Source organism: Streptomyces sp. NPDC030820 (assembly GCF_055572075.1).
This window is the reverse complement of record NZ_JBVIEB010000008.1, coordinates 384,293-409,123: the sequence shown is the minus strand read 5'-3', so window position 1 is coordinate 409,123 and position 24,831 is coordinate 384,293. Positions and strand designations below refer to the sequence as shown.

Sequence of the window (24,831 nt, the reverse complement as noted above, 5' to 3'; positions counted from 1 at the left end):
GGATCGGTACGGCGGTGTCACTCACCGGTGCCCCCTTCGATCGGAACCACGGAGAACGTCGTACCGCCCCGCCGCGCCCGCAGGCTGCCCAGCGCATAGCCGCCGGCGGCGCTCAGCACCCCGGCGACGATCGCGCCCGCGCGTCCCGCGCCGCCCGGCCGGGCCAGCAGGGCGTCCCGCAGGCCACGAGCGACCCCCGCGGGCAGCACCCTGGTGGTGTACCGGCGTTCGGACTCAAGGCCCTTGTCCGCGCCGACGCTCTTCGCGACCAGTGCCTTGGACAGGCCCTCGGCGTAGGTGCGGGTGCGGAAGTAGGCGAAGTGCTCGCGGGGTGCGGGCACCCGGTGGTGGATCACCGCGCGGTCGTCGATGAGCAGGACGGCGTCGGGGCGGGCCCGGGTGAGGCGGATGCACAGTTCCGTCTCCTCGCCGCCCAGGGGGCGGCGGTCGCCGTCGCGTCCGATGCCGGTGGCGAAGCCGCCCGCGGCCTCGAACGCCGTACGCCGGAAGGAAGCGTTTCCGCCGAGCACGTTGCGCACCCGGACCCGGCCCGGTGGCAGCCCCTTGTAGGTGCAGCCCACCACCCAGTCGAACTCCTCCGGGAACCAGGCCGGCCGTCGGCCCGAGGCCCAGACGGGCACCGTGCGGCCGCCGACCGCCATGACGCGCGGGTCGGCGTAGCCCTCGGCGAAGCGGCGCAGCCAGTCCCGTTCGGCCACGGCGTCGTCGTCCAGGAAGGCGATGACCTCGCCGTGGGAGGCGGCGATGCCGGTGTTGCGGCCGGCGGACAGGCCGCGCGGGCCCGCGTTGGCCAGTACCCGGACGCCGCCGGTCTCCTTGTACTCGCGCTCCAGCCGGTCCTTCAGGGCCGGGTTGTGGTCCACGACCAGGAGCGTCTCCAGCGCCGGGTACGACTGCGCCCGCACCGAGGAGACCGCCGCGAGGATGTCCTCCCAGCGGTCCTCGGTGTACACGCAGATCACGACGGAGATGCCGGGATCCCTCAAGACACCTCTCCCCGGACCGCGTCGAGCATCGGCGAGTGGTGTTCCTGGCGGCGCAGTTCGCGCCGGTTGGAGCGTTCCTTGAGGATGACCTTGAGCACCCGGAACCCGTCGCGCACGGCCCGCAGATTGCTGGTGCCGTGGATACGGAGGTACTCGTGGCTCGGGATCTCCTGCACCTTCAGGCCGGCCTTGACCACTCTGATGTTCATCAGCGTCTCGACCTCGAAGCCGGTGCAGTCGAGGTCGATCTTGTCGAGGCAGTGCCGCCAGAACGCGTTGTAGCCGTAGCACAGGTCGGTGTAGCGGGCGCCGAACTTGCGGTTGACGACCGTGCACAGCGCCCAGTTGCCGAGCTTGCGGATGAAGGTCATGTCGTCGGTGCCGCCGCCGTTGGCGAAGCGCGAGCCCTTGGCGAAGTCGGCGCCGGAGACCAGGGCGGAGACGTACGACACGATCTCGTTGCCGTCGGCGGAGCCGTCCGCGTCCACCATCACGATGATGTCGCCGCTGCAGGCCTCGAACCCGGTGATCAGGGCATCCCCCTTGCCCTTGCCCCGCTGTTCGACGACCTTGACGTCCGGCCACAGGGACCGGGCCACTTCGACGGTGTCGTCCGTGGAATTGCCGTCCACCAGGACGACTTCGTGAATCCAGTCCGGAAGGGTCTTGAAGACGTAGGGCAGATTCTCCGCCTCATTCATGGCGGGAATCACCACGCTCACCGGCGGAGTGATCGCGAGGTGAGAGGAGATCGGCCGGTAGTGCGCGGCGATTAAAGGATCTTGCCCCGAACTCGGCGGGCGCAGGACGGAACTCATGAGTCTTTTCCCTCTCGTCCGGTGGACCGCCCACCCCCGGGCGGCCCGGCTCTGTGTCCGGTTCGAAAGGGGGGTTCTCATCTTCGGCGCGGTGAACTGATCTCCGTGCACGCCGATGAGCTGGCAAAGCTGGCCGGTCCGCCACAGAAAGACGGCAGCCGGTCGCGCGGCACGACTCGGTCACAGTTGCGGTCACCGAGCACGGCACCCCCCTACCGCGCCCCGCGCCGGTGGACGCCGCGGCCCCTGAGCCCTCCCCTGGTGCCGAGTGCCGACGTGCCGGTGCGGGTGAGATGTACGACGGTATTGACGATTGAACCCTAAAGGCAACCCCTGGGTGGCTGCCTCACGGTTTTGTTGGTTTGGTCGTTACACAACTTTGGCCGGAGTTGGTCGGTCTTGTGTGCGTTTTCCGGAAATTCGTTCCCGGAGCGGGGTCAGAAGCAGAAGCAGCAGGCTCAGCACGGTCATCGCGACCACCCCGCCGCGCACCGACCAGCGGTGGACCGCGAGCATGCCTTGGGCAACCAGCATGTTGACGACGACCGAGCCGGCAAGTGCGCAGAGCGCTCGGCCGAAGGGATCCAGCCCGCGCAGAGCCGCGGCGAGTGCCACCGCCGGCGCCGCGAGCAGGAAGAGCAGGGTGCACGGGCCGCGCAGTGGAGAGGCCGCATCGGTGAGAGCGAGCAGCGCACCGGTCAGTGCCACGGCGGTCGCGGCCCCCGCGAACAGCGGCAATGGAGATGTCTTGTTGCGTATGGTCTGCATTGGCGACTTTGCCCCCCGACGCGCCGGATGCCGGGCTTCAATGTGGCGCAGTTCATGTGGGGTCGTCAAGACGGCGGTTGTCGAACCGTCAACAGAGCCTGCCATGTCCATGCAATAGATGAGCAGTGAACGTTTCGCGTTGATCCTGTTGAGACCGCAAAAGTCTTGGCATGGACACTTCCCGTCAACACGCGTAGTTGCTACGACGGTTGAGGCAGAGATCCTGCTAAAGGGAGGTTCCATGAGACGTTCCCGACTTACCGGATTCGTTACCTCGCTCCTCCTCGCCGCCGGCCTCGGTCTCACGGGAGCCGGCCATGCGACCGCCGCGACCGGTGGCTATGTGGCACTCGGCGACTCCTACTCCTCCGGAGTCGGCGCGGGCAGCTACATCAGCTCCAGTGGCTCCTGCGACCGCAGCACCAAGGCGTACCCGTACCTGTGGAACGCCGCCCACAGCCCGTCCTCGTTCGCCTTCAACGCCTGCTCGGGCGCCACGACGGACGACGTGATGGCGGGCCAGCTCGGCTCCCTGAACTCCGCCACCTCACTGGTGTCCATCACCATCGGCGGCAACGACGCCGGATTCTCCGACGTCATGACGACCTGTGTGATCCAGTCCGACAGCGCCTGCCTGTCCAGGATCGCCACCGCCGAGGCGTACGTCGACTCCACGCTCCCCGGCAAGCTGGACACCGTCTACAACGCGATCAGCACCAAGGCGCCGGGCGCCCGGGTGGTCGTGCTCAGCTACCCCCGCTTCTACCTGCTGGGCCAGACCTGCCTCGGACTCTCCGACACCAAGCGGTCCGCGATCAACGGCGCGGCCGACTACATCGACGCCGCCATCCAGAAGCGCGCCCAGGCCCACGGCTTCGTCTTCGGCGACGTCCGCACCGCGTTCTCCACCCACGAGATCTGCTCCGGCGACTCGTGGCTGCACAGCGTCAACTGGCTCGACATCAGCGAGTCGTACCACCCCACCGCGGCCGGTCACTCCGGCGGCTATCTCCCGGTGTTCTCCAACAACGCGTGACCCGAACGGGCTCGCCCCTCAGGGTGAACTCTCCGGTGAGCCCGACGCCGAAGCGGAGGCCCCGCCCGACGGGGTCTCCGTCGCCGTGGCCGTCGTACAGCTCACCGAGAACGGGACCGCGTTCGACGTGGTCTCCACGGGAGCGCGCACCTTCACGCTGATCCGGTCCTCGGTCGTCCCGCTGCCGCGGTACACCGTCAGCGTCACCCGCACCTGCCGGCTCTTCCCGCCGCCGTCCGGGAACGCCAGCGTGTGCCAACCGGGGTCGGACACCGATCCGCGTGTCGTCACCCACCGGTACTCCACCTGCGCGGGCAGCCGCCCCACCGTGAACGTCGCCGTGAAGGTGGGCGTCTGCGCGTCCGGCGGCGGACAGCTCCCGGAGTACGTCGTGTTCGCACCGGCCGCGGTGACCTGCACGGACTGCGCCGGCCGGGTGCTCGCCGACGTGCTGTCGCGCGCCGATGGCGGCGCTGTCGTGCCCGAGTCCGTGCTGCCGTGCGCGGTCGGCGTCCGCGCGCCACCGCTCGCCCGGGTGCCGTCACCCGCGTTCCCCTGAGCGCCGCCGTTGTCACGGTTGAGCAGCGCGTACGTCAGCCCCGCCAGCGCGAGCGCGACCAGGAGCAGGCCCGCCACCAGCACCGCGCCCGCCCGCCGGTTGCGCTGCGGCTCGTCGGACGTCGTGGACGTCGTGGGTGCCGTGGTGCCGGGCGGGGGCAGCGGCGGGGTGGGGGTGGGCTGTCGGTGCGGGGCCGCGACCGTCGGGGTGGCGTACGGCGGCACCGGCGTCGTGGCCGCCGTGGGCGTACCTCCCCCGGAGGGGGCACCCCCGGCCGCGACGATCCGCAGCTCGTGTTCGGCCCGCCCGGCGTCCAGCCGCTCGGCGGGGTCCTTGCGCAGCAGCCCCTCGATGACCTGGGTGAGCGGACCGGCCCGGTGCGGCGGCGGCAACTCCTCGTCCACCACGGCACGCAGGGTGCTGATCGGGGTGTCGTACCGGAACGGCGAGACGCCCTCCACCGCCGCGTACAGCAGCACCCCCAGCGACCACAGATCCGACTCCGGCCCCGGTGTCCGCCCCAACGCCCGCTCCGGGGCGAGGAATTCGGGCGAGCCGATCACCTCGCCGGTCATGGTCAGCGCGGAGCTGCCCTCGACCGAGGCGATCCCGAAGTCGGTCAGCACCACCCGGCCGTCGTTGGCGAGCAGCACATTGGCCGGCTTCACGTCCCGGTGCAGCACGCCTGCGGCGTGCGCGGCGCGCAGCGCGGTCAGTACCTCGGCACCGATGTGCGCCGCCCGCTGCGGCGACAGCGGACCCTCCGCCTCCAGCTGGTCGGCGAGCGACAGCCCGCGCACCAGCTCCATCACGATCCACGGCCGGCCGCCCTCCATGGCCACGTCGTACACCGTGACGACATTGCGGTTGGCGACCCGAGCCGCCGCCCACGCCTCCCGTTCCAGGCGTGCGTACATCCGCTCCACGTCGGAGGCCGGCAGCCCGGCCGGGGCCCGCACCTCCTTGACGGCGACCTCGCGGTGCAGCACCTCGTCCCGGGCGCGCCACACGGTGCCCATGCCGCCCTCGCCCAGCGCAGACAGCAGTCGGTAGCGGCCCGCGATCACACGTTCGCGGCCCGGCTCTTCGGACACGGCGCCCCCAAGGCAAGTCGCGTGATTTCTCCCCGTCGCGTGATTTCACCCCAAGTTAGCTCAGCCGAGCGCGGATGCGGCCCCCTTGAGCACCAATCCGGCGCCCAGAGCCATGACGGCCAGCGCCGACGCGAGCGGTACCGAGCGGCGCACCAGCGCGGCCACCGGGTGGGCGGTCCAGCGCGGACGCCGCTCCAGCACCCGGCTCATCCCCGAACCCAGCCGCACCACGGCGAACCCGGCCGCCGTGAGCGTCAGCGCGAGCCCGGCGCCGTAGGCCACGACGAGGAGCAGCCCGAACCAGGCCTTCCCGAGCGCGGCGGCACCGACGAGGACCACCACGGCGGAGGGGCTGGGCACCAGCCCACCGGCGAAACCGAGCAGGATGGTGCCGCGGAGGGTGGGGGCGGTGGGGTGGGTGTGGGTGTGGCCGCCGTGGGTGTGGGCGTGCCCTTCATGGGGGTGGGTGTGGGGGTGACTGGAGTGGCTGTGCACGTGGGCGTGTCCTCCATGGGTGTGCTCCCCATGGGTGTGCTCCCCAGGGTGCGCGGGGTGATGGTGGCGGGCGGACCACACCCTCCGTACGAGGCCCGCACCCGCCGCCAGGACCAGCACCCCTCCCGCGATGCCCAGCCAGGCGATCACCGACGGCGTGGCGGCGGAACCGGCCGTGACGAGCAGGCCCAGGGCGACCACGCCGAGGGTGTGGGTCACGGTGACCGAGGCGGCCAGCGGCAGCACGTCCCGCAGCCTCGCCCGGCCCCCACGGGCCGCCGCGGCCGCGGCCATCAGGGTCTTGCCGTGGCCCGGCGCGAGCGCGTGCATCGCGCCGAGGACGATCGCGACGAGCAGCGCGAGCGCGGCGAAGCCGACGGTGAGGTCGTGGCGGGCCACGAGGTCGTCCAGCGCGCGGGTCCAGCGGTCGGCGCCCCGCGGCAGGATCGCGGCACCCGGTGCCGCCTGCCGCTCCTCGGCGAGGGCCGGGCCGCCGGGGCGCAGGCGCACGGAGGCGGCGGTGGTGTCGGCCGGTGAGGACAGCAAGTCCTTCGGATACGTGGTCAGTTCGTGCGAGACCGACGTCTTCGGCACATCGGCCGCGGTGAGTGTCATGCGGTCGCCGCGCGCGGTGATCTCCCGCCAGCCGGGTCCGCCGGTGCCGCCCGCGCTGTGGAAGCCGAGGGTCACGGTGGCGGCGCGGGGGAGCGGGGCGGTCAGCCGGCACTCCACGCGCAGGGTGTGCAGCCCGGCCTGGCCGGGACGCAGCCGCGCCGTGGCGCCGACGGCGGTCAGCGTGGCCGTACGGCCGTCGACCGTGAGCCTGCTGCCCTCGGCGGCCCGCGCGCACCGCTGCCGAGCCCACTCGGCCGTGCCCAACCGCTTGAGGTCGGGCCCGGCCTGGGTCGCCGGGATCTCGGCGAGGTCCTCGACGTGGTCCACGCGCAGCTGTCCGGGGGCGGCGACCAGGCCGTCGTAGCGGTTGACGGTGAAGTTCCCGAGCGGATGCGCGCTCGCCGGGCCGGCCGGCAGCAGCGTGAGCGCGCACCCGGCGAGGAGGAGGAAGGGCAGGCGGAGCTTCACTGCGTGGCCTCCAGGGCTTTGCGGGCCTCGGTCGCGCCGAGCGGGGAGAAGCCGGGGTTCAGGCGCAGGGCCGCGGTGAGGGAGGCGCGGCCGGCCGTGCGGTGGCCCGTGGCCAGCTCGATCACGCCGCGGTGGTACAGGAAGGCGGCGTTGCGGTAACCGGTGGCGGTGGCCCGGTGCGCGTACGGCAGCGCCTCTGCGTCCCGGCCGTTCACATGCAGCGCCCAGGCCAGTGCGTCCGCGGTGTGCACGGTGTGCCGGCGGGCCCATTCGGCGCGGGCCGCGCGCAGGGCGGCCGCCTTGTCGCCGTGGTCGGCGGCGGCCAGCGCGGTGTCGAGGTCGGCGTTGACGCCGTTGGCCCGGGCCAGCGCGATCCAGGCGTCCACGAGCGCGTACTGCTGCCTTGCCCTGGCCCGGTCGCCGGCCGCGCCGCGCGCCTCGTACAGCTCGCCCAGTTCGACGAGCGGACCGGGCAACGGATACCGGGACACCACGGTCTCCATCCCCTTGATCGCCGCCGTGCGGTCCCCGCTCGCCGCCTGCGCCCGCGCCCGGCCCTCCAGCGCCGGCAGGTAGGTGTCGTCGGCGGCGAGGGCACGGGCGTAGCAGGTGAGCGCCGTCCTGTAGTCCCCCTGGTTCCAGGCGAGTTGGCCGAGCTGGGCGGACACGTACGCGATGTCGCCCGGGGAGGTGGCGCCCGCCAGCGCCTGCTTGAGGACCCGGCGTGCGGTCACCACGTCACCCTGCAGCTCATGCACATACGCGTACCGGGTGAAGACCGGCACCCCCGGCTTGCGGGCGTCGGCGGTCTCGGCGGCCTTCGAGGCCTCGGCGTACCGGCCGAGTTCGACCAGGGCGTCGATACGGGAGGACAGCGCGCGCTCGCTGTACGGATTCTGCCGCAGTGCCTGGTCCGCGTAGGTCAGGGCGTCCTTGAAGTCGTGCCGGGCGGCGGCGAGGGCGGCGCGGCCGGCCAGCGCCTGGTCGTTGTCCGGCACCAGCGCGAGGGACCGCCCCAGCGCCCTGTCCGCCTGCGGATAGCGCGAGGGGTCCCCCTTGGTCCGCGCCTGCTCGACATACGCCAGACCCAGCGTGGCCCAGCCGCCGGAGTCCTTGGGCTGGGTCCGCAGATGCGCCTGAAGCGCCGCGATGCTCGCGTCCAGGTCACCGCCGCCGAGCACACCGGGGTCCACGGCGGACGAGGCGACCGGCACGGTGACGGGCGCCCGACCGGCCCCGAGCGCGACGGCCGCACCCGTCACCGCCACGGCCAACAGCGCCGCACACCCGATGAGCTGAGCGGCCCGCCAACGCCGCCCGGCAGCGGCGAACCGCCGAACGGCGGCCACACGCTGATCGGCCCCGGGGGCCGGGACGGTTCCGGAGCCGGCCTCCGCACCTTCGGCATCGGACCGGTCCGGGTCGGCAGCGTCCGGTGCATCGTCGTCGGCGGCGCTCACCACACGCCCGGCGTTGCCCTGGCGCCCGCTGCTCGCCTCCTGCCCGGCGTTGCCCTTCCGCCCGGCGCCACCGTTCTGCCCGGTGCCGCCCTTCCGCCCGTCCATGTCGTCGTCCTGTCTGCGCGGGCCCATGCCGTCTCCTGCGTGCGTCGGTCGTGTGGAAGGCGCGGCCCGTCGTGGGGGAGGGGAAGATACGGGCCGCGCCGGTCTGGGGTGGGGGGGGGTCAGTACGGGCGGCGTATGCGTCGGCGCCACCAGCCGACGGCCGTGCCGAGGAGCAGGATTCCGGCCGCGCCCGAGGCCGCCGACGCGGCGATCAGCACCGTGTTGCCGGAACCGGAGCCGCCGGACCCGGCCGGTTGCAGGGCGTCGCCCAGCTGGCTTCGGACGTCCGTGCCCGCCGTCGTGCCCTTGGCGAGCGGGCCGCGCGAACCCGAGGTGGGCTCGGCGACGTACGGGAAGTACTTCTCGAAGCCCTTGTCGTTCTTGTCCACCGCGTCGCCCAAGTCGTTCTTCGAGCCGACGAGTTCACCCTCGACGACCTGCAACGCCTCGTCGATCACGTCGTCGGTGAGCCGGCGCCCGTTCGGGAAGCCCGCGTTGTCGCCGTCGAGCACGCCGAGCCGCTTGGGATGCATGGCCGGCTTGATGGAGGTGTTCAGGCGCAGTTCCTCCGCGGGGCGCACGTTCGGCGGCTGGTTGAGGCCCTTCACGCCCTTCAGGAAGACGTCGACCAGGTCGTTGCGCGGCTCGCTGGGCGCCTTGATCTTGTAGATCGACTCGATGAGCTTGGGCAGTTCGGGGTTGGTGACGTTCTTCAGGAACTGGGCGTCGTACCAGGGCTGGGAGGCGTTGAACCTGTCCTTGTCCTTCTGCGGGTTCACCACCTCGTTGACCAGCGGGTTGCCCAGGCGCGAGACCTGCGTCCAGTAGCCCTGCGCGTTGCGGCGCTGGGTGGTGGACCAGATGCCGACGATCGGCTGCCCGGCCGACTCGCGGATCAGGTCGTTCGGCACCTGCAGGGCGATGGTGTTGACGTTGTAGCCCTTCAGGGTGTCCCGGCCGACCTCGCTGAGGTTGCCGCCGTACAGCAGGTCGAACACGCGCAGGTCCGCGAAGAACGGGTCGTCCGCCTGCCCGGCGAAGGTCGTGGCGCCGCCCGCCGTCTTGTACACGGCCTGCGCACGCAGCTTGCCGTAGTCCGGCATGGACGCCTTGCCGACGTCCGACGGCGCCACCGGCACGTCGTCGGCGAGCTTGGTGTCCGACATCACGTGCTGGTTCTTCAGCCGGACCAGATCGATGTCGTAGGTCTGTGTGATGTTGAGGTCCGGGTCGGCCAGGCTGGTGACCGGGCCCGTGTTGTACAGGAACGTGTTGCCGTTCTTCGTATGGGTCCTGAAGGTGTAGCGGAACACCAACTCGCCCTGGGCGTCGCCGTTGTTGTCGATGTGGATGTCGTACTGGGCGTCGTCGGCGAACGTGTAGAAGTTCGGTCCGCCCGCCGGCTCCTCGAACGGGATCCAGTTCGCCACGATCGTCGTCGTGTCGGGCTTGTCCGGGCTGACGAACGCGTACAGGTCGGTGTTGTCGTACTGCGGGGTCCCCGAGATCAGCGGGGCCTCGCGGTGGGAGGAGGCGGAGGCCGCCCCGGGTTCCAGCGCGGCGGCGCCGGCGGCCGCGAGCCCGCCGGCCGCCAGCGCGCCGCAAAGGAGCGCGGCCAGGCCCGTGCGTCCCGTGCCGCTCCGTGCGAAGGGCCCCCTGGAGAAGAGAGGTGTCATGCCGTCCGTCCTCAGTGCCGACTTGCCTTTGACGGACGGGTCTTCGGAGCGGGCCCGCGGATCGGATTGGTCGGACGGAGAAAATCCGCGGAAAAAACTTTGGGCACGCTCCGACCCGCGTTTTCGGCCCGCCGATCCGTATCTCCCGCGGGAGGTGTGCGGTCGTGCGGATGCGTGGAGTGCGCGGTAGGGCCGGCTGTGGCCATCGAGAGGGGGCCCGCATGCGGGCGGACGAGCTGCTGGTGCTCGTCGCGGGCGGCGACCAGCGGGCGTTCGAGGATCTGTACGCACTGGTGTCCGGGCCGGTGTACGGACTCGTACGACGGGTGGTGCGCGACCCCGCCCAGTCCGAGGAGGTCGCCCAGGAGGTGCTGTTGGAGACATGGCGCTCGGCCGCCCGCTACGACCCGGGCCGGGGCAGCGCGCTGTCCTGGATCCTCACCCTCGCCCACCGCCGTGCCGTCGACCGGGTGCGCAGCGCCCGCGCGGCCGGCGAACGCGAGCAGCGGGAGGCCGTACGGGCCGGGGAGCCCGCCTTCGACCAGGTCGCCGAGGAGGTCGAGGCCGGCATGGAACGCGAGTGGGTGCGCCGCTGTCTGCGGCGGCTCACGGACCTGCAACGCCAGTCCGTGACCCTCGCCTACTACGACGGCTACACCTACCGTGAGGTGGCCGAGCGGCTCTCGCTGCCGCTCGGCACGGTCAAGACGCGGATGCGCGACGGGCTCACCCGGCTCCGCGAGTGCCTGGGAGGCGCCGCATGAGCTTCCTCGGCAGGCTGCTGCGCCGCGAGGACCTGCACTCCCTCGCCGCGCCCTACGCCCTCGACGCCCTCGAACCGGCCGAGCGGCGCCGGTTCGAGAAACACCTGCAAGGCTGCGACCGCTGTGCCGCAGAGGTGCGGGAGCTGGCCGAGGACGCGGTGCGCCTCGCCTGGTCCGCGGCCGCCCAAGCGCCCCCCGCCCTGCGCGAGCGGGTGCTGGCCGCCGTACAGACGATCCCGCAGGAGCCGGCCAAGGAGCCGGCCCGGGAGCGCACGCCCCAGTTGCCGCCGCACGTCTGGGGCACCCAGCCTCCGCCGCGACGCACCCGTACGCCCCGCACGCGCCCCCTGTTCGTGCCGTTCGCCACGGCCACCGCGGCGGCGGCCCTCGTCGTCGCCTCGCTCTTCGCCGTGCAGGCCCGGCACACCCAGGACCGGCTGGACGCGGAGCGGGCCCGGGGACGTGAGATCGCCCACGTTCTGGCCGCGCCCGACGCCCGCGCCAGCACCAGCAAGGACGCACAGGGCCGGGCGCTCGGAGTGATCGCTTCCGCCTCGGAGGGGGAAGCCGTCGTCACCCTCAGCGGATACGGCAGCCCGCCCGCCGGCCGCGTCCGTCAGCTCTGGCTCATGCGCCCCCGCGTGCAACCGCGCTCCCTCGGGCTCTTCGCGGGCGACACGCCCTTGGTCGCGAAAGGTCTCGACACCTCCTCGACGTCACTCGCCGTGACCGTCGAGCCCGATGGCGGCTCCGCGCAGCCGACTGGCCAGCCCATTGTCCAACTCACCCTGAAACCGGTCGGATTCGGAGAGTAGTCAAAGAAGCATGGTCAACACCCTTGCAGGGAAGGTGAATCCTGGGGACGCGATACACGCGTGCCCCCCTGGGGCGATAGGGTTACTCTGCCCGGGCCGGGTGGACTCGTACGGGTGGGGAGTGACATGGAGCAGATAACAGTGCGCAGCAGGGCCAGGGTCCCTGCGATCACCTGCGGCAGTAGCGCGACCAGTTCGCGCCTCGACCGCCATCTGTCGGTGCTGGCGGGTCCCGCCATACCGCAGCGGGAGACGGTCGAGGCGACCTCGCTGATGCGTGAGCTGACGGCGCGTGACACCACGCACGAGCGTACGGGCCGGGGTGCCCGGGTGAGCCGGGTCTCGCTCTTCGCCCCGCTGCGTCGACTGCGCCGTTCGCTGTTCGGCGGCCACCGGCACTGAGCGCGCCGCGCGCTCAGGCCGCCACACCGTCCCGGCGCATCGCTGCGATCTCGTCGTCCGTCATCCCCACGGCACGCAGCAGCGCCCCGGTGTGCTGACCCAGCGCGGGCACATCACCCATCCGCGCCTCGTCCCCGCCCGGCAGTGTGATGGGAGGCAACAGCGCCTTCAGCGGCCCGACCGGCGACCCCACCTCACGCCACCGCTCCCGGGCCGCCAGTTGCGGATGCGCGGCCAGTTCGTGCAGATCACGCAGCCGGGCACAGGCGATGCCGGCCTTCTCCAGCCGGGCCAGCGCCTCCTCGGCGTCCAGCACGCCGAGGGCCCGCGCCACCAGCTCGTCCGTCTTCTCACGGTTCGCGACCCGTGATGCGTTCGTCGCGTATGCCGGATCCGTCCCCAATTCCGGGCGCCCTATGACCCGTTCGGCCAGTCGCCGCCACTCCCGGTCGTTCTGCACCGACAACAGCACGCGCCGGCCGTCCGCCGTCGAATAGGCGTCGTACGGCGCGATGACGGCGTGCGCCAGGCCGGTGCGCGCCGGGGGCTCACCCCCGTGCATCGCATGGTGCAGCGGATGCCCCAGCCACTCGGCGAGCGCCTCCAGCATCGACACCTCCACCGGCCCGCCCCGCCCGGTCGTCCCGCGCCGGACGAGAGCCGCCAGGACGCCGGAGAACGCGTACATCGCCGCCGCGATGTCCGCCGCCGGGACGCCCGCCTTCACCGGCTGCTCCGGCGTCCCGGTCACCGACACGAGCCCCGCCTCGCACTGCACGAGCATGTCGTACGCCCGCTTGTCCGCGTACGGGCCGAAGGAGCCGTACCCGGAGATGTCCACGGCGATCAGCCGCGGATGCGCCGCACACAGGGTGGCCGCGTCGAGGCCGAGCCGGGCCGCCGCCCCGTGGGCGAGGTTCTGCACGAACACGTCCGCGTCCGCGATCAGCCGCCGTACGGCCTCCAGGCCGCGCGGGTCCTTCAGGTCCAGCGCGAGGGACTCCTTGCCGCGGTTGCACCACACGAAGTGCGAGGCGAGACCACGTGCCGCGGTGTCGTACCCGCGCGCGAAGTCGCCGCCGTCGACCCGCTCCACCTTGATGACCCGGGCCCCCAGGTCGGCGAGCTGCCGGGTCGCGAAGGGCGCGGACACGGCTTGTTCGACGGCGACGACGGTGATGCCCGCCAGGGGCAGGGGCTGCTGATCCGTGGGCTGTTCCATGACCGGATCATGGCCCGTGACCGGCGGGTTTGTCAGTAGCCCCGCACTCGACCGGTTCGCCTGGTCCGTCACCCTGGTGCCGTCGAGGCGCCGATCGTCAGTCTCTCGCCCAGATCGAGACCAGGCGCATGATGCCCGTCTGGAAGCCGCCCCGAAGCGCCGCTAGATCAGGGCGAACTGGCCCTCCGGGCCCTCCTCGTGATGGTCCAGGACCGAGGCGGGCCGACGGGATGCCTCCGGTACCGGAAGGACCCCGGCGGCCCGGAGGTCGGTCGACGTGATCGAGCTCGTCACCTTCAACTCGGCCCGTTGCGGCCGCAGTTCCGCCAGCAGGGCCAGGACCGTGATCAGTTCCAGCAGTTCCGACGTCCAGGTCTGCGGCCAGCCGGCCGGGCGGATCGCGGCCAGGGTGCCGGGTTCGGCCGGTGTCGTGCGGGTGGTGAACCAGGACTCCAGGACCCGGGCCCCGGCCACCTCGTAGTCCCAGGCCTCCGGTGGAACGGGGGAGATGCGGCCCTCGTCGACGTGGAGGGTCTCCTCGTCCCGGTCGTAGTGCAGGGTGAGGGGCCGGGCCGGCAGGGGCGCGCGGACATAGGGGCGGCGGCCGCCCGGCAGTTTGGGGCGTTCGCCGTCGCGGCGCATCAGCCACAGCATGCGACGGCCCAGTTCGACGCCGGCCGACCAGAGGTCCGGGTCTTCCGTGAGCGGGACGGTCAGGTCGGACGTGGTGGCCGCCAGGATCCAGGAGAGGACATCGACCGGGGTGGGGACCTCGCCCAGACGGTCGGCGAGGTGGGCCGTGAGCCCTGACGCGAGGTTCGGCTCCGTGCCGCCGGGGCGGCGGTACAGCGGGCGGACGCGGCCCGTGCGGAGGGTCGGCAGCAGGGAGGTCACCAGGAGCGGGTCGTCCTCGTCTCCGGTCTCCACCGTGAAGACCTGGTGCGCGTCCGCCACCCGCCACAACTCCGGGCGCGCGGCGTCGATCAGCCGGTGGTCCGGGATCAGCCACTGCTCGTCGAAGGGCGCCGCCAGGACGCGGACCGGCTCGGCGCAGGGCCCCTCGGCACGGGCCAGCCGCTCGGTACCGGTGGACTGGCCGGGGAGTTGGCCCACCGCGGAGTTCGGCGTCCGGACCCGGGTCGGCTCGAAGAGGGCCTCACGGTCCGGTCCCTCGGCCTTCAGCAGGGCCTCCCAGCGGGCCCTCAGGGAGCCGGGATCGGGCGCCGCCGGCCAGCCGCGGCCTTGCCGCAGCGGTGCGACGGACCACGGCATGAGGTCCGCCAGCAGCGGAGCGTCGTCGAACGTCACGCACGGCATGGTACGACAGGGCCCCGAAGGGGCGCGGGACTGTGTTTGACATGCAGCTCCGCCGCGTGGGCGCGACCAGCCACGATGAACCGGTGGACGCCCGACGACACAGAGCGGCACCCCTCTCGCGGCCAAGCCCAGCGGAGCGTCTACGCATCCAAGGTGACCGTGAACGAGAACCGGTCCCCCCGATACTGAATCACCGCCACATCCAGCACCCGCCCACCGCTGTCATACGTCACCCCCGTGTAGTGCAGGATCGGACTGAGCAGCGGCACCTGCAGCAACCGCGCCGTCTCCGGGTCCGCGAGCCGTGCCTCGACGGTGTCCGTGATGCGGCTGATGTCCGCCCCGACCACGTCCCGCAGCACCTTCGTCATCGGCCAGCGGACCAGGTCCTCCAGGTCGATGCGCGCGGCGAGTTCGGGGCGGACGTGGTTGACGGCGTGGTTGGTGGGCTCGCCGGTCTTCTCGTCGCTGCGCAGGCGGTGGTACGTCATCACCTCCGCGAGGCCCGGGAAGTACTCGGTGACACCGGCCGGCACGGGTGTCATGCCGTGGTCCAGCAGTTCCGTCGTCATCCCGGACTGCTGGGCCACGATCGCGTCCACCGAGCCCAGCAGCCGGACGGGCGCGCCCCGCCGGACGTCGGGCTCGATGAACGTGCCGCGCCGCCGATGGCGGCTGATCAGCCCCTCGTCCTCCAGTTCCTTCAGCGCCTGCCGCATGGTCAGCACGCTCACGCCGTAGTGCTCCGCCAGCTGCTCCTCCGTGGGCAGCCGCAGCGGGTCCTCGGGGGAGCGGCCGAGTATCGAGGCGCGCAGCGACTGCGACACCTGGTACCACAGCGGCAGCTTGCGGTTCAGGACGATCGAATCCGGGGCGAAGGAGGTCACGCGGCTATCCGTACCTGTCGGTGAACGTCAGGCGCAACAGAGGCGTCATGCGCGGAAATGGCGCTGGAGCCCCTGCCACACGTCGTCGTAGCGCTGCTGGAGGTGGTCCGCGCCGGCCGCGTGCGGGGTGAGGGTCACCGGCCAGCGCGTCTCGAACATGAACGCCAGTCCGTCGTCGATCTTCTGCGGCTTCAGCTCGGCGGCGCTGGCCTTGTCGAAGGTCTCCCGGTCCGGACCGTGCGCCGACATCATGTTGTGCAGCGAGCCGCCGCCGGGCACGAAGCCCTCCGCCTTGGCGTCGTAGGCGCCCTCGATCAGGCCCATGTACTCGCTCATCACGTTCCGGTGGAAATACGGCGGCCGGAAGGTGTCCTCGCCCACCAGCCAGCGCGGGGCGAACACCACGAAGTCGACGCCAGCCAGGCCCGGGGTGTCCGACGGGGACGTCAGGACCGTGAAGATGGAAGGGTCCGGGTGGTCGTAGGAGATGGTACCGATCACATTGAAACGGCGCAGGTCATAGACGTACGGCACATGGTTGCCGTGCCAGGCGACCACATCGAGCGGGGAGTGGTCGTAGGTGGCCGTCCACAGGTTGCCGCAGAACTTGTTCACCACCTCCACCGGGCCGGCCACGTCCTCGTACGCCGCCACCGGTGCCCGGAAGTCCCGGGCGTGGGCGAGGCCGTTGGCGCCGATCGGGCCGAGGTCGGGCAGCTGGAACGGCGCGCCGTAGTTCTCGCACACATAACCGCGGGCCGACTCGTCCATCAGCTCCACACGGAAGCGCACCCCACGGGGAATCAGCGCCACATGTGCCGGTTCCACAGCGAGCCGGCCGAACTCGGTGTGCAGGAGCAGTCCGCCGTGCTCCGGCACGATCAGCAGCTCGCCGTCGGCGTCGGAGAAGACGCGCTCCATCGAGGTGTTGGCGTGGTACAGGTGCACGGCCATGCCGGTGCGCTGGGTGGCGTCGCCGTTGCCGCCGAGCGTCCACAGGCCGGCGAGGAAGTCGGTGCCGACCGGCGGCTCGGGCAGCGGGTTCCAGCGCAGCCGGTTGGGGTCGGGCACGGTCTCGGTGAAGGGGGCCGTGCGGATCGCGCCGTTGTCGGTGCGGGTGAACGCCGGGTGCGCGGCCGAGGGGCGGATGCGGTAGAGCCAGGAGCGGCGGTTGTGCGCCCGCGGCTCGGTGAACGCCGTGCCGCTCAGCTGCTCCGCGTACAACCCGAGCGGGGCCCGCTGCGGTGAGTTCCGGCCCTCGGGCAGTGCGCCCGGTACGGCCTCCGAGGCGTGTTCGTTGCCGAATCCGGTCAGATACGACAGTTCCGCGGCGGCCTTCCGTGCTCCCCCACGCTCGAACACGCTCGCGCGGGAGGTACCCCCATCGCTCATGATCGCTCCCTTGCGCTCCTGATCGCACTTCTTATTCCTATGTATCACCGTAGGAATAGGTGGGGGGTGGCCGCAAGAGGGACGCCGTAACTCCGCCGGACGTGAGAGGGGTCGGGATCGGTGTGAGACTGGGCGCGGAAGGGGTGATTCCGTGTCGGACCCACCGCACGCGTCCGCCGGCTCCGACGCCGCCGCCGTCGACGAGGGCCGGCTGGAAGAGCTGATCGTCGAGGCGCAGACGTCCCTGCCGGTCGAACTGACCGCCCTGGCGCACCGGTGTGCTTCGGCTCTCGGCCTGGACAGCGCGCTGATCTACCTCGTCGACCTGCAACAACGGCTGCTCATCCCGCTGGACGAGGCCCTGGAGCCATTGTCGGTGGCCGACTCGTCGGCCGGCTGGGCGTACCGCACCATCTCCCCGCGGGTGGCCGACACCGACGACGGCGTGATCATCTGGATTCCCCTGGTCGACGGCGCGGAGCGGCTGGGCGTGCTGGCGGTGCGGACCGCCTCGCCCGACGAGGTGCCCATGCGCCGCGGCAGGATGCTCGCCCATCTGTTCGCCATGCTGGTCACCTCCAAGCGTGCCTACAGCGACTGGCTCGCCGCCCGCATCCGCACCGCGACCATGGGATTGCCCGCCGAGATGGTGCGGGCTTTCCTGCCACCCCGCACCATCGGCAGCAGGAGGTGTGTCTCGACGGCGGTCCTGGAACCGGCCTACGACATCGCCGGCGACGCCTTCGACCACTCGGTGGTCAAGAACGTGCTGCACACCATGATCCTCGATTCGATGGGCCACGATCTGGCCTCCGGCCTGACCACGTCGGTCGCCATGGCGGCGGCGCGGAACACCCGCCGTGGTGGTGGCGACCTGTCCGACGTCGTCGGTTCCGTCGACCAGGCGCTCGCCCGGTGGCTGCCCGACCACTTCTGCACCGGGGTGCTGTGCCGGCTCGATGCCGTCACCGGGGTGCTGCGCTGGGTCAACTGCGGTCACCCTCCGCCACTGCTGATCCGTTCCGAGCGGGTGGTCCACGGCGCGCTGGACAGCCCCCCGCAGCCCCCGCTCGGCCTGGCCGGCGAACTCGCTCCGGCAGCCCGGAAGGTCCACGAGACGACACTGGAACCGGGCGACCACGTCCTGCTCTACACCGACGGGGTCGTGGAGGCACGCGACGCGAACGGGGTGGAGTTCGGCCTCGACCGGTTCACCGACTTCATCATCCGCTCCTCCGCCGCCGGGCAACGCCCGGCGGAGGTGCTGCGGTTGCTCATCCACGCCCTCCTCGACCACCAGCGCAACCAACTGCGGGACGACGCGAGCATCCTGCTCTTCGCATGGCACCCGCAGTGACTCCGCCTCGACGCTGGTCGTGAGTGCGTTCGGACCCGGCCGCGTGTACTCCCTCAGGGGGACCTCGCGGAGCGGACAGAACCAGACTTGAGGCGGATTCGGGGGACCGGAGGGTTGTTCTACTCTCCGGGGCATGCCGAGGACGTCGTGGACCCGCAGGACGCTCGCCGCGCTCGCGGCGGCCGTCCTGCTGCCGCTCGGCACGGCGGCCTGCACGACCGGGCACACCCACGGCGGCACGGTCTCGACCTCGCCGGTCGGCAAGGTCCTGGACGACACCGACGAGACCGGCCGGCATCTGCGCGAGGTCGACAAGAAGAACGCGCCGGAGGTCGGTGTCGAGGTGACCCCGGACTCCGGCGGGGGCTGGGACGTCGGGCTGACGTTCCACCACTTCCGCTGTTCCGCACCCGGCGCCGGGTCCAGGGCGGTTCCCGGGCGCGGGCTCGTGTACCTCTTCGTGGACAGCCACCGGATCGCCCGGCTGCGCTCCCGCGCGTACCACCTGCCCGACGGTCTCGTCCCGCACGGCACGCACCACGTCACCGCCCGCCTGTACGCCGACGACGGCACCGTGTGGGCCGTGCACGGCAAGCCGGTGCAGAGCACCGCCGACATAACGGTGTCGGACGCGGAGACGGCGCCGGCCCGGCCCTCGACCGGCACGGCGACCCCGGTCGCCGGGCAATGAGTGCACCGGCCACTCTTCTCCGTACTGGAAGGCGAGGTTCACCCGGCCCCGGCGGAGAGGCATCATGAAGTCCGTGCCCCACGCGACAACGCTCCGCCGCGCGCCCGTCCAGCGGCGCAGTGCCGAACGGCTGACCAGGATCCTCGACGCCTGCGCCGAACTCCTCGACGAGGTCGGCTACGACGCCCTGAGCACCCGCGCGGTCGCCCTGCGCGCCGGTGTGCCCATCGGCTCCGTCTACCGCTTCTTCGGCAACAAGCGGCAGATGGCCGACGCCCTCGCCCAGCGCAACCTGGAGCGGTACACCGAGCGGGTCACCGAGCGGCTGAGGGAGGCGGGCGGCGGGGGTGCCTCCCGCGCGAGCGCAGCCGAGCGTCGGGGAGACTGGCGGGCCGCGATGGACGCGGTCCTGGACGAGTACCTGACCATGAAGCGCACCGCGCCCGGCTTCTCCCTGGTCGACTTCGGCAACCAGATACCGGTCGGCGCCCGCCACGCCGGGCCCAACACCCGCGTCGCCGACCGCCTCACCGACCTGCTCTCCGGCTACCTCGGCCGCACCCCCGACGACGACCTGCGCCGGGTCTTCCTGGTCGCCGTGGAGAGCGCGGACACCCTCGTCCAGCTGGCCTTCCGGACCGACCCGGACGGCGACGAGGCCATCATCAACGAGACCCGGGAGCTGCTGCGGGCCTATCTGGCGCGTGTGCTCGACTGACATTCCCCGGCCATCGTTCACGTGAAGAGACCTCCCCAACGTGCATACCGGTCGGTATGCTCGCCCCGAGTCGTGCCGCGCTCACCCGGCACCGCCGCCGACCCCCGGGAGGACCCGTGCCCCGCACCGCCCTGCGAATATGCCCCCTGTGCGAGGCCACCTGCGGGCTGACCCTCACCATCGAGGGCACCCGTGTCACCAGCGCCCGCGGTGACCGCGAGGACGTCTTCAGCAAGGGGTTCATCTGCCCCAAGGGCGCCTCCTTCGGGGCCGTCGACTCCGACCCCGACCGGCTGCGCACCCCGCTGGTCCGCAGGGACGGCGAACTGCGCGAGGCCACCTGGGAGGAGGCCTTCGACGCGGTCGCCGCAGGGCTCCGCCCCGTCGTGGAGGGTCACGGCCCGGACTCCGTCGGCGTGGTCCTCGGCAACCCCAACGTGCACACCGTGGCCGGCGCCCTGTACCCGCAGGTCCTCCTCGCCGGCCTGCGCACCCGCAGCCTGTTCACCGCCTCCACGGTCGACCAGATGCCCAAGCACGTCTCCAGCGGGCTGCTCTTCGGCGACGCGAACGCCATCCCCGTCCCGGATCTTGACCGCACCGACCATCTGCTGCTCATCGGCGCCAACCCGCTGGAGTCCAACGGCAGTCTGTGCACCGCCCCCGACTTCCCCGGCAAGCTCAAGGCGCTCAAGGCCCGCGGCGGACACCTCACCGTGGTGGACCCGCGCCGCACCCGCACCGCGAAGCTCGCCGACCGGCACCTGGCGATCCGCCCCGGCACCGACGCCCTGCTGCTCGCGGCGATGGCGTACACCCTCTTCGCGGAGGACCTGGCCGACCTCGCCCACCTCGCCCCGCACGTCCAGGGTTTCGACGAACTCCGGGAAGCCGTGGGCGACTTCACCCCGGAAGCCGTGGCCGAGGCCTGTGACATCGACGCCCCGACCATCCGCACCCTCGCCCGCGAACTCGCCGCCGCCCCCACCGCCGCCGTCTACGCCCGCATCGGCAGCTGCACCGTCCCGCACGGCACCCTGGCCAGCTGGCTGGTGGACGTCCTCAACATCCTCACCGGCAACCTGGACCGGCCCGGCGGCGCCCTCTTCCCGCAGGCCGCCACGGACCGGACGCCCCGCCCGGCCGGCCCGGGCCGCGGCTTCACGCTCGGCCGCTGGCACTCCCGGGTACGGCAACTCCCCGAGGCCAAGGGCGAGTTGCCGCTGTCCGCGCTCGCCGAGGAGATCGACACCGCCACCGACCAAGGCGAACCGATCCGAGCCCTGATCGTCGTGGCCGCCAACCCGGTGCTGTCCGCGCCCGACGGCGACCGCCTCGACAAGGCCCTGGACTCGCTGGACTTCATGGTCAGCGTCGACCCGTACCTGAACGAGACCTCGCGTCACGCCGACGTCGTGCTGCCCCCGCCGCCGCCCTCGCAGAGCCCGCACCACGACTTCGCCTTCAACACCCTCGCCGTGCGCAACCAGGTCCGCTACTCCCGCCCGGCCGTCCCGCTGGAGCCCGGCCGCATGGCCGAGAGCGAGATCCTCGCCCGGCTGATCCTCGCGGCCACCGGCATGCACGGCGCCGACCCGGCCGCCGTCGACGCCCTGGTCATCGACCAGACCCTCGGCAAGGCCGTACAGGAGAAGCACTCGCCGGTGTACGGCCGCGACCCCGAGGAACTCGCCGCCGAACTCACCGGCGAGACCGGCCCCGAGCGGCGGCTCGACCTGATGCTGCGCCTCGGCCCGTACGGCGACGGCTTCGGCGCACGGCCCGACGGGCTGACCCTGGACAGGCTGCTCGCCCACCCGCACGGCATCGACCTCGGCCCGCTGCGCCCGCGCCTGCCGCAGCCGCTGAAGACCCGCAGCGGCAAGGTGGAGCTGCTGCCCGAGCCGATCGCCGCCGACCTGCCGCGGCTTCACCAGGCCCTGCGCGAGCGCCCCGAAGGCCTCGTGCTCGTCGGCCGCCGCCACCTCCGCTCCAACAACAGCTGGATGCACAACGTGCCCGCCCTCACCGGCGGCTCCAACCGCTGCACCCTGCACATCCACCCCGAGGACGCGGCCCGCCTCGGCGTCCGGGACGGGGCGGACGTACGCGTGAAGGGCGCCGGGGGAGAGGTGGTGGCCCCGGCCGAGGTCACCGACGCGGTACGGCCCGGGGTGGTGAGCCTGCCGCACGGCTGGGGCCACAACCGCCCCGGCACCCGCCTCGGCCACGCCGCCACCGCGCCCGGAGTCAACGTCAACCAGCTCCTCGACGGCAGCCTGCTCGACCCGCTCTCCGGCAACGCGGTCCTCAACGGCGTCCCCGTCCAGCTCGCCGCAAGCCTGTGACCTGGACTTTCGCGCTTATTGCTCACACGTCGACATCTTGTTGACGGCAGCCGACGGGACCTGACGTCATCGCACCGCCGACCCCCAGGTGGGATGTTCAAGGGCGAACGTTAGGTATCCACTCATATGCTGACCATTCTCGGCTTCGCCATGATCGCGACCTTCCTGGTCCTGATCATGCTGAAGAAGATGTCGCCGATCGCGGCGCTCGTGCTGATTCCCGCGCTCTTCTGTGTGGCCGTCGGCAAGGGCGCCGAGCTCGGCGACTACGTCATCGACGGCGTCACCGGCCTCGCCCCCACCGCGGCGATGCTCATGTTCGCGATCGTCTACTTCGGTGTGATGATCGACGTCGGCCTCTTCGACCCGGTCGTGCGGGGCATCCTCAGGTTCTGCAGGGCCGACCCGCTGCGCATCGTCGTCGGTACGGCCGTCCTCGCCGCGATCGTCTCCCTGGACGGCGACGGCTCCACCACCTTCATGATCACCGTCTCGGCGATGTACCCGCTGTACAAGCGCCTGAAGATGTCCCTGGTCGTGATGACCGGCGTGGCCGCCATGGCCAACGGCGTGATGAACACGCTGCCGTGGGGCGGCCCGACCGCCCGTGCCGCGACCGCGCTGAAGGTCGACGCGAGCGACATCTTCGTGCCGATGATCCCGGCGCTGGGCGTCGGCCTGCTGTTCGTGTTCTCCCTCGCCTACGTCCTCGGCCGCCGCGAGCGCAGGCGGCTCGGCGTGCTCACGCTGGACGAGGTGCTGGTGGAGGAGCCCGCCACGGCGAAGGAGACCGTGCTCGTGGGCGCCGGATCCGTCGGCCGGTCCACAACGGGCACAGGCGGTCCGGGCCGCGGTCTCCCCGAGGGGCCGGACGGCGACGAGGGCTTCCAGGGCCTCGACCCGCACCGTCCCACCCTGCGTCCCAAGCTGTACTGGTTCAACGCGCTGCTCACGGTCGCCCTGCTCACCGCCGTGATCATGGAGTGGCTGCCGATCCCGGTGCTGTTCCTGCTCGGCGCGGCGCTCGCCCTGACCGTCAACTTCCCGCACATGCCCGAACAGAAGGCCCGGATCGCCGCCCACGCCGAGAACGTCCTGAACGTCTCCGGCATGGTCTTCGCCGCCGCCGTCTTCACCGGCGTCCTCCAGGGCACCGGCATGGTCGACCACATGGCCAAGTGGCTGGTCGGCAACATCCCCGCCGGCATGGGCCCGCACATGGCCCTCGTCACCGGTGTGCTGAGCATCCCGCTGACGTACTTCATGTCCAACGACGGCTTCTACTTCGGCATCCTGCCGGTGCTCGCCGAGGCGGGCCACGCGCACGGCGTCTCCTCCCTGGAGATCGCCCGTGCCTCGATCATCGGCCAGCCCCTGCACATGTCCAGTCCGCTCGTCCCCGCCGTCTACGTCCTGGTCGGCATGGCCAAGGTGGAGTTCGGCGACCACACCCGGTTCGTGGTCAAGTGGGCCGCCCTGACATCCCTGGTGGTGCTCGGGGCAGGAATCCTCTTCGGCATCATCTGACTCTCCAGGGAGGGACTTTCCATGGCGCCCGGTGGGAGCCGCGGCTGGCTGCTCCGCCTCGTCCTCGCCTTCGGCTTCGCGCAGGGGGCGGTGTCGATGGCCCGGCCCGCCGTCTCCTACCGGGCTCTCGCGCTCGGCGCCGACGAGCGGGCGGTCGGTGTCATCGCGGGCGTCTACGCCCTGTTGCCGCTCTTCGCCGCCGTACCGCTCGGCCGGCGCACCGACCACGGCCGCTGCGCACCTCTGCTGCCGGTGGGCGTGGTCCTGATCTCGGGCGGCTGCGTGCTGAGCGGACTGGCCGGGTACCTCTGGGCGATGGCCCTGTGGAGCGGGGTGATGGGCCTCGGCCACCTCTGCTTCGTCATCGGCGCCCAGTCGCTCGTCGCCCGCCAGTCCGCGCCGCACGAACAGGACCGCAACTTCGGGCACTTCACCATCGGCGCCTCCCTCGGCCAGCTCATCGGCCCCATCGCCGCAGGCGCCCTGATCGGCGGCCCCGACATGGCGCACAGCAGCGCGCTCGCCCTGGTCGTGGCGGGCGCGGGCGCGGCGGTCGCCTTCACCTCGCTGTGGCGCATCGAGGACCGTACGGCCGCCAAGTCCGGTGCGCGGCAAGGCGACCGCGTACCGGTGGGCCGCATCCTGCGCGCCCGGGGTGTGCCCGCGGGCATGCTGATCAGCCTCTCCGTCCTGTCCGCGACGGACATCCTCACCGCGTATCTCCCGGTGGTCGGCGAACACCGGGCCATCGCCCCCTCGGTGATCGGCGTCCTGCTCAGCCTGCGCGCGGGCGCCACGATCGCCTGCCGCCTGGCCCTCACCCCGCTGCTCCGGCTGCTCGGCCGCCCCGCGCTGCTCACACTGACCTGCTTCCTGGCGGCGGTGCTCTGCGCGGGAGTCGCGGTGCCGGTGCCGGTGTGGGTGCTCGGGCTGATGCTCACGCTCCTGGGCTTCTGCCTGGGAGTGGGCCAGCCGCTGTCGATGACGACGGTGGTGCAGGCGGCCCCGGGGGAGGCCCGCTCCACGGCGCTGGCGCTGCGCCTGACCGGCAACCGGCTCGGCCAGGTGGCCGCGCCGGCCGCAGCGGGCCTGGTCGCGGGCCTGGCGGGGGTCGCGGCGCCGTTCGTCATGCTGGGGGCGTTGCTGTTGCTGTCCTCCGGGGTGGCGTTGCGGTCACCGGAGAAGCCGGAGGGCCTGGGCCGGACCGCGCGTCAGGGGCCTTCGCGCTCGACATTGCGCCGCACGAGCGATCTCTGACGACGCGCCGGGTGTCGGTTCGTCAGACTCGCT

General features: G+C 71.9%; 21 protein-coding genes. 10 read left to right on the top strand and 11 right to left on the bottom strand.

Translation table 11 applies throughout. The features are described from left to right. Positions 1 to 17: 17 nt before the first annotated feature. The 3 genes from ACZ418_RS24275 to ACZ418_RS24265 form a co-directional block, all read right to left on the bottom strand. On the bottom strand, positions 18 to 1,007 hold the full coding sequence (locus ACZ418_RS24275; protein ID WP_468366377.1) for a glycosyltransferase family 2 protein: 990 nt from the start codon (positions 1,005 to 1,007) through the stop codon (positions 18 to 20). Continuing rightward, positions 1,004 to 1,825 carry a glycosyltransferase family 2 protein gene (locus ACZ418_RS24270; RefSeq protein ID WP_468366374.1) on the bottom strand — a complete coding sequence of 274 codons (822 nt, stop codon included), beginning with the start codon at positions 1,823 to 1,825 and terminating at the stop codon, positions 1,004 to 1,006. The genes ACZ418_RS24275 and ACZ418_RS24270 overlap by 4 nt, the downstream gene beginning before the upstream one ends. Positions 1,826 to 2,194: 369 nt before the next feature. Beyond that, positions 2,195 to 2,593: a hypothetical protein gene (locus tag ACZ418_RS24265; protein ID WP_468366372.1), complete on the bottom strand. Its 399-nt coding sequence runs from the start codon at positions 2,591 to 2,593 to the stop codon at positions 2,195 to 2,197. Between the two features lie 241 nt (positions 2,594 to 2,834). Between ACZ418_RS24265 and ACZ418_RS24260 the strand changes: the two genes are divergently transcribed. Further along, positions 2,835 to 3,629 carry an SGNH/GDSL hydrolase family protein gene (locus ACZ418_RS24260; protein WP_468366369.1) on the top strand — a complete coding sequence of 265 codons (795 nt, stop codon included), beginning with the start codon at positions 2,835 to 2,837 and terminating at the stop codon, positions 3,627 to 3,629. Between the two features lie 18 nt (positions 3,630 to 3,647). Here the strand turns inward: ACZ418_RS24260 and ACZ418_RS24255 are convergent, their stop codons facing one another. The 4 genes from ACZ418_RS24255 to ACZ418_RS24240 form a co-directional block, all read right to left on the bottom strand. Continuing rightward, on the bottom strand, positions 3,648 to 5,282 hold the full coding sequence (locus ACZ418_RS24255) for a serine/threonine-protein kinase (protein ID WP_468366366.1): 1,635 nt from the start codon (positions 5,280 to 5,282) through the stop codon (positions 3,648 to 3,650). A 60-nt stretch (positions 5,283 to 5,342) separates the two neighbouring features. Next, positions 5,343 to 6,860, bottom strand: a complete 1,518-nt coding sequence (locus ACZ418_RS24250; RefSeq protein ID WP_468366364.1) for a nickel transporter — start codon at positions 6,858 to 6,860, stop codon at positions 5,343 to 5,345. Then, positions 6,857 to 8,452 (bottom strand): tetratricopeptide repeat protein, encoded by a 1,596-nt coding sequence (locus ACZ418_RS24245; RefSeq protein WP_468366361.1) that lies wholly within the window; start codon positions 8,450 to 8,452, stop codon positions 6,857 to 6,859. Before ACZ418_RS24245 ends, ACZ418_RS24250 begins: the two co-directional genes overlap by 4 nt. 92 nt (positions 8,453 to 8,544) lie before the next feature. Beyond that, entirely contained in the window at positions 8,545 to 10,101 is a 1,557-nt protein-coding gene (locus tag ACZ418_RS24240) for a DUF4331 domain-containing protein (protein WP_468366358.1), read from the bottom strand. A 221-nt stretch (positions 10,102 to 10,322) separates the two neighbouring features. Here ACZ418_RS24240 and ACZ418_RS24235 point away from each other — a divergent pair, with 221 nt between their 5' ends. The 3 genes from ACZ418_RS24235 (at position 10,323) to ACZ418_RS24225 (ending at position 12,082) form a co-directional block, all read left to right on the top strand. Beyond that, the gene (locus tag ACZ418_RS24235; protein ID WP_228618518.1) at positions 10,323 to 10,865 is read left to right on the top strand and encodes a sigma-70 family RNA polymerase sigma factor; all 543 of its coding nucleotides are present in this window, start codon (positions 10,323 to 10,325) and stop codon (positions 10,863 to 10,865) included. Continuing rightward, complete coding sequence (locus ACZ418_RS24230) at positions 10,862 to 11,680, top strand: anti-sigma factor (RefSeq protein ID WP_468366356.1); 819 nt, start codon at positions 10,862 to 10,864, stop codon at positions 11,678 to 11,680. The genes ACZ418_RS24235 and ACZ418_RS24230 overlap by 4 nt, the downstream gene beginning before the upstream one ends. A gap of 126 nt (positions 11,681 to 11,806) precedes the next feature. Further along, positions 11,807 to 12,082, top strand: coding sequence for a hypothetical protein (locus tag ACZ418_RS24225; RefSeq protein WP_330340950.1), 276 nt, complete (start codon positions 11,807 to 11,809; stop codon positions 12,080 to 12,082). A 13-nt stretch (positions 12,083 to 12,095) separates the two neighbouring features. Here ACZ418_RS24225 and ACZ418_RS24220 read toward each other — a convergent pair whose 3' ends face one another. The 4 genes from ACZ418_RS24220 to hmgA form a co-directional block, all read right to left on the bottom strand. Beyond that, entirely contained in the window at positions 12,096 to 13,304 is a 1,209-nt protein-coding gene (locus tag ACZ418_RS24220) for a CaiB/BaiF CoA transferase family protein (protein ID WP_468366354.1), read from the bottom strand. A gap of 162 nt (positions 13,305 to 13,466) precedes the next feature. Further along, a complete protein-coding gene (locus tag ACZ418_RS24215; protein WP_468366351.1) occupies positions 13,467 to 14,621 on the bottom strand; it encodes a type ISP restriction/modification enzyme in 1,155 nt (384 codons plus the stop codon). A gap of 140 nt (positions 14,622 to 14,761) precedes the next feature. Continuing rightward, entirely contained in the window at positions 14,762 to 15,508 is a 747-nt protein-coding gene (locus tag ACZ418_RS24210) for a GntR family transcriptional regulator (protein ID WP_468366348.1), read from the bottom strand. Positions 15,509 to 15,553: 45 nt separating this feature from the next. Next, on the bottom strand, positions 15,554 to 16,900 hold the full coding sequence (gene hmgA / locus ACZ418_RS24205) for a homogentisate 1,2-dioxygenase (protein ID WP_468366346.1): 1,347 nt from the start codon (positions 16,898 to 16,900) through the stop codon (positions 15,554 to 15,556). Between the two features lie 151 nt (positions 16,901 to 17,051). Between hmgA and ACZ418_RS24200 the strand changes: the two genes are divergently transcribed. From ACZ418_RS24200 to ACZ418_RS24175, 6 genes are all read left to right on the top strand, one after another. Then, complete coding sequence (locus tag ACZ418_RS24200; RefSeq protein ID WP_468366344.1) at positions 17,052 to 18,257, top strand: PP2C family protein-serine/threonine phosphatase; 1,206 nt, start codon at positions 17,052 to 17,054, stop codon at positions 18,255 to 18,257. Between the two features lie 133 nt (positions 18,258 to 18,390). Beyond that, positions 18,391 to 18,948: a hypothetical protein gene (locus ACZ418_RS24195; RefSeq protein ID WP_468366342.1), complete on the top strand. Its 558-nt coding sequence runs from the start codon at positions 18,391 to 18,393 to the stop codon at positions 18,946 to 18,948. Positions 18,949 to 19,012: 64 nt separating this feature from the next. Continuing rightward, positions 19,013 to 19,666: a TetR/AcrR family transcriptional regulator gene (locus tag ACZ418_RS24190; protein WP_468366339.1), complete on the top strand. Its 654-nt coding sequence runs from the start codon at positions 19,013 to 19,015 to the stop codon at positions 19,664 to 19,666. A 116-nt stretch (positions 19,667 to 19,782) separates the two neighbouring features. Further along, positions 19,783 to 22,014 carry a molybdopterin oxidoreductase family protein gene (locus ACZ418_RS24185; protein WP_468366336.1) on the top strand — a complete coding sequence of 744 codons (2,232 nt, stop codon included), beginning with the start codon at positions 19,783 to 19,785 and terminating at the stop codon, positions 22,012 to 22,014. 126 nt (positions 22,015 to 22,140) lie between these two features. After that, positions 22,141 to 23,541 (top strand): CitMHS family transporter, encoded by a 1,401-nt coding sequence (locus ACZ418_RS24180; RefSeq protein WP_468366334.1) that lies wholly within the window; start codon positions 22,141 to 22,143, stop codon positions 23,539 to 23,541. 21 nt (positions 23,542 to 23,562) lie between these two features. Further along, a complete protein-coding gene (locus ACZ418_RS24175) occupies positions 23,563 to 24,798 on the top strand; it encodes an MFS transporter (protein WP_468366331.1) in 1,236 nt (411 codons plus the stop codon). Positions 24,799 to 24,831: the final 33 nt, after the last annotated feature.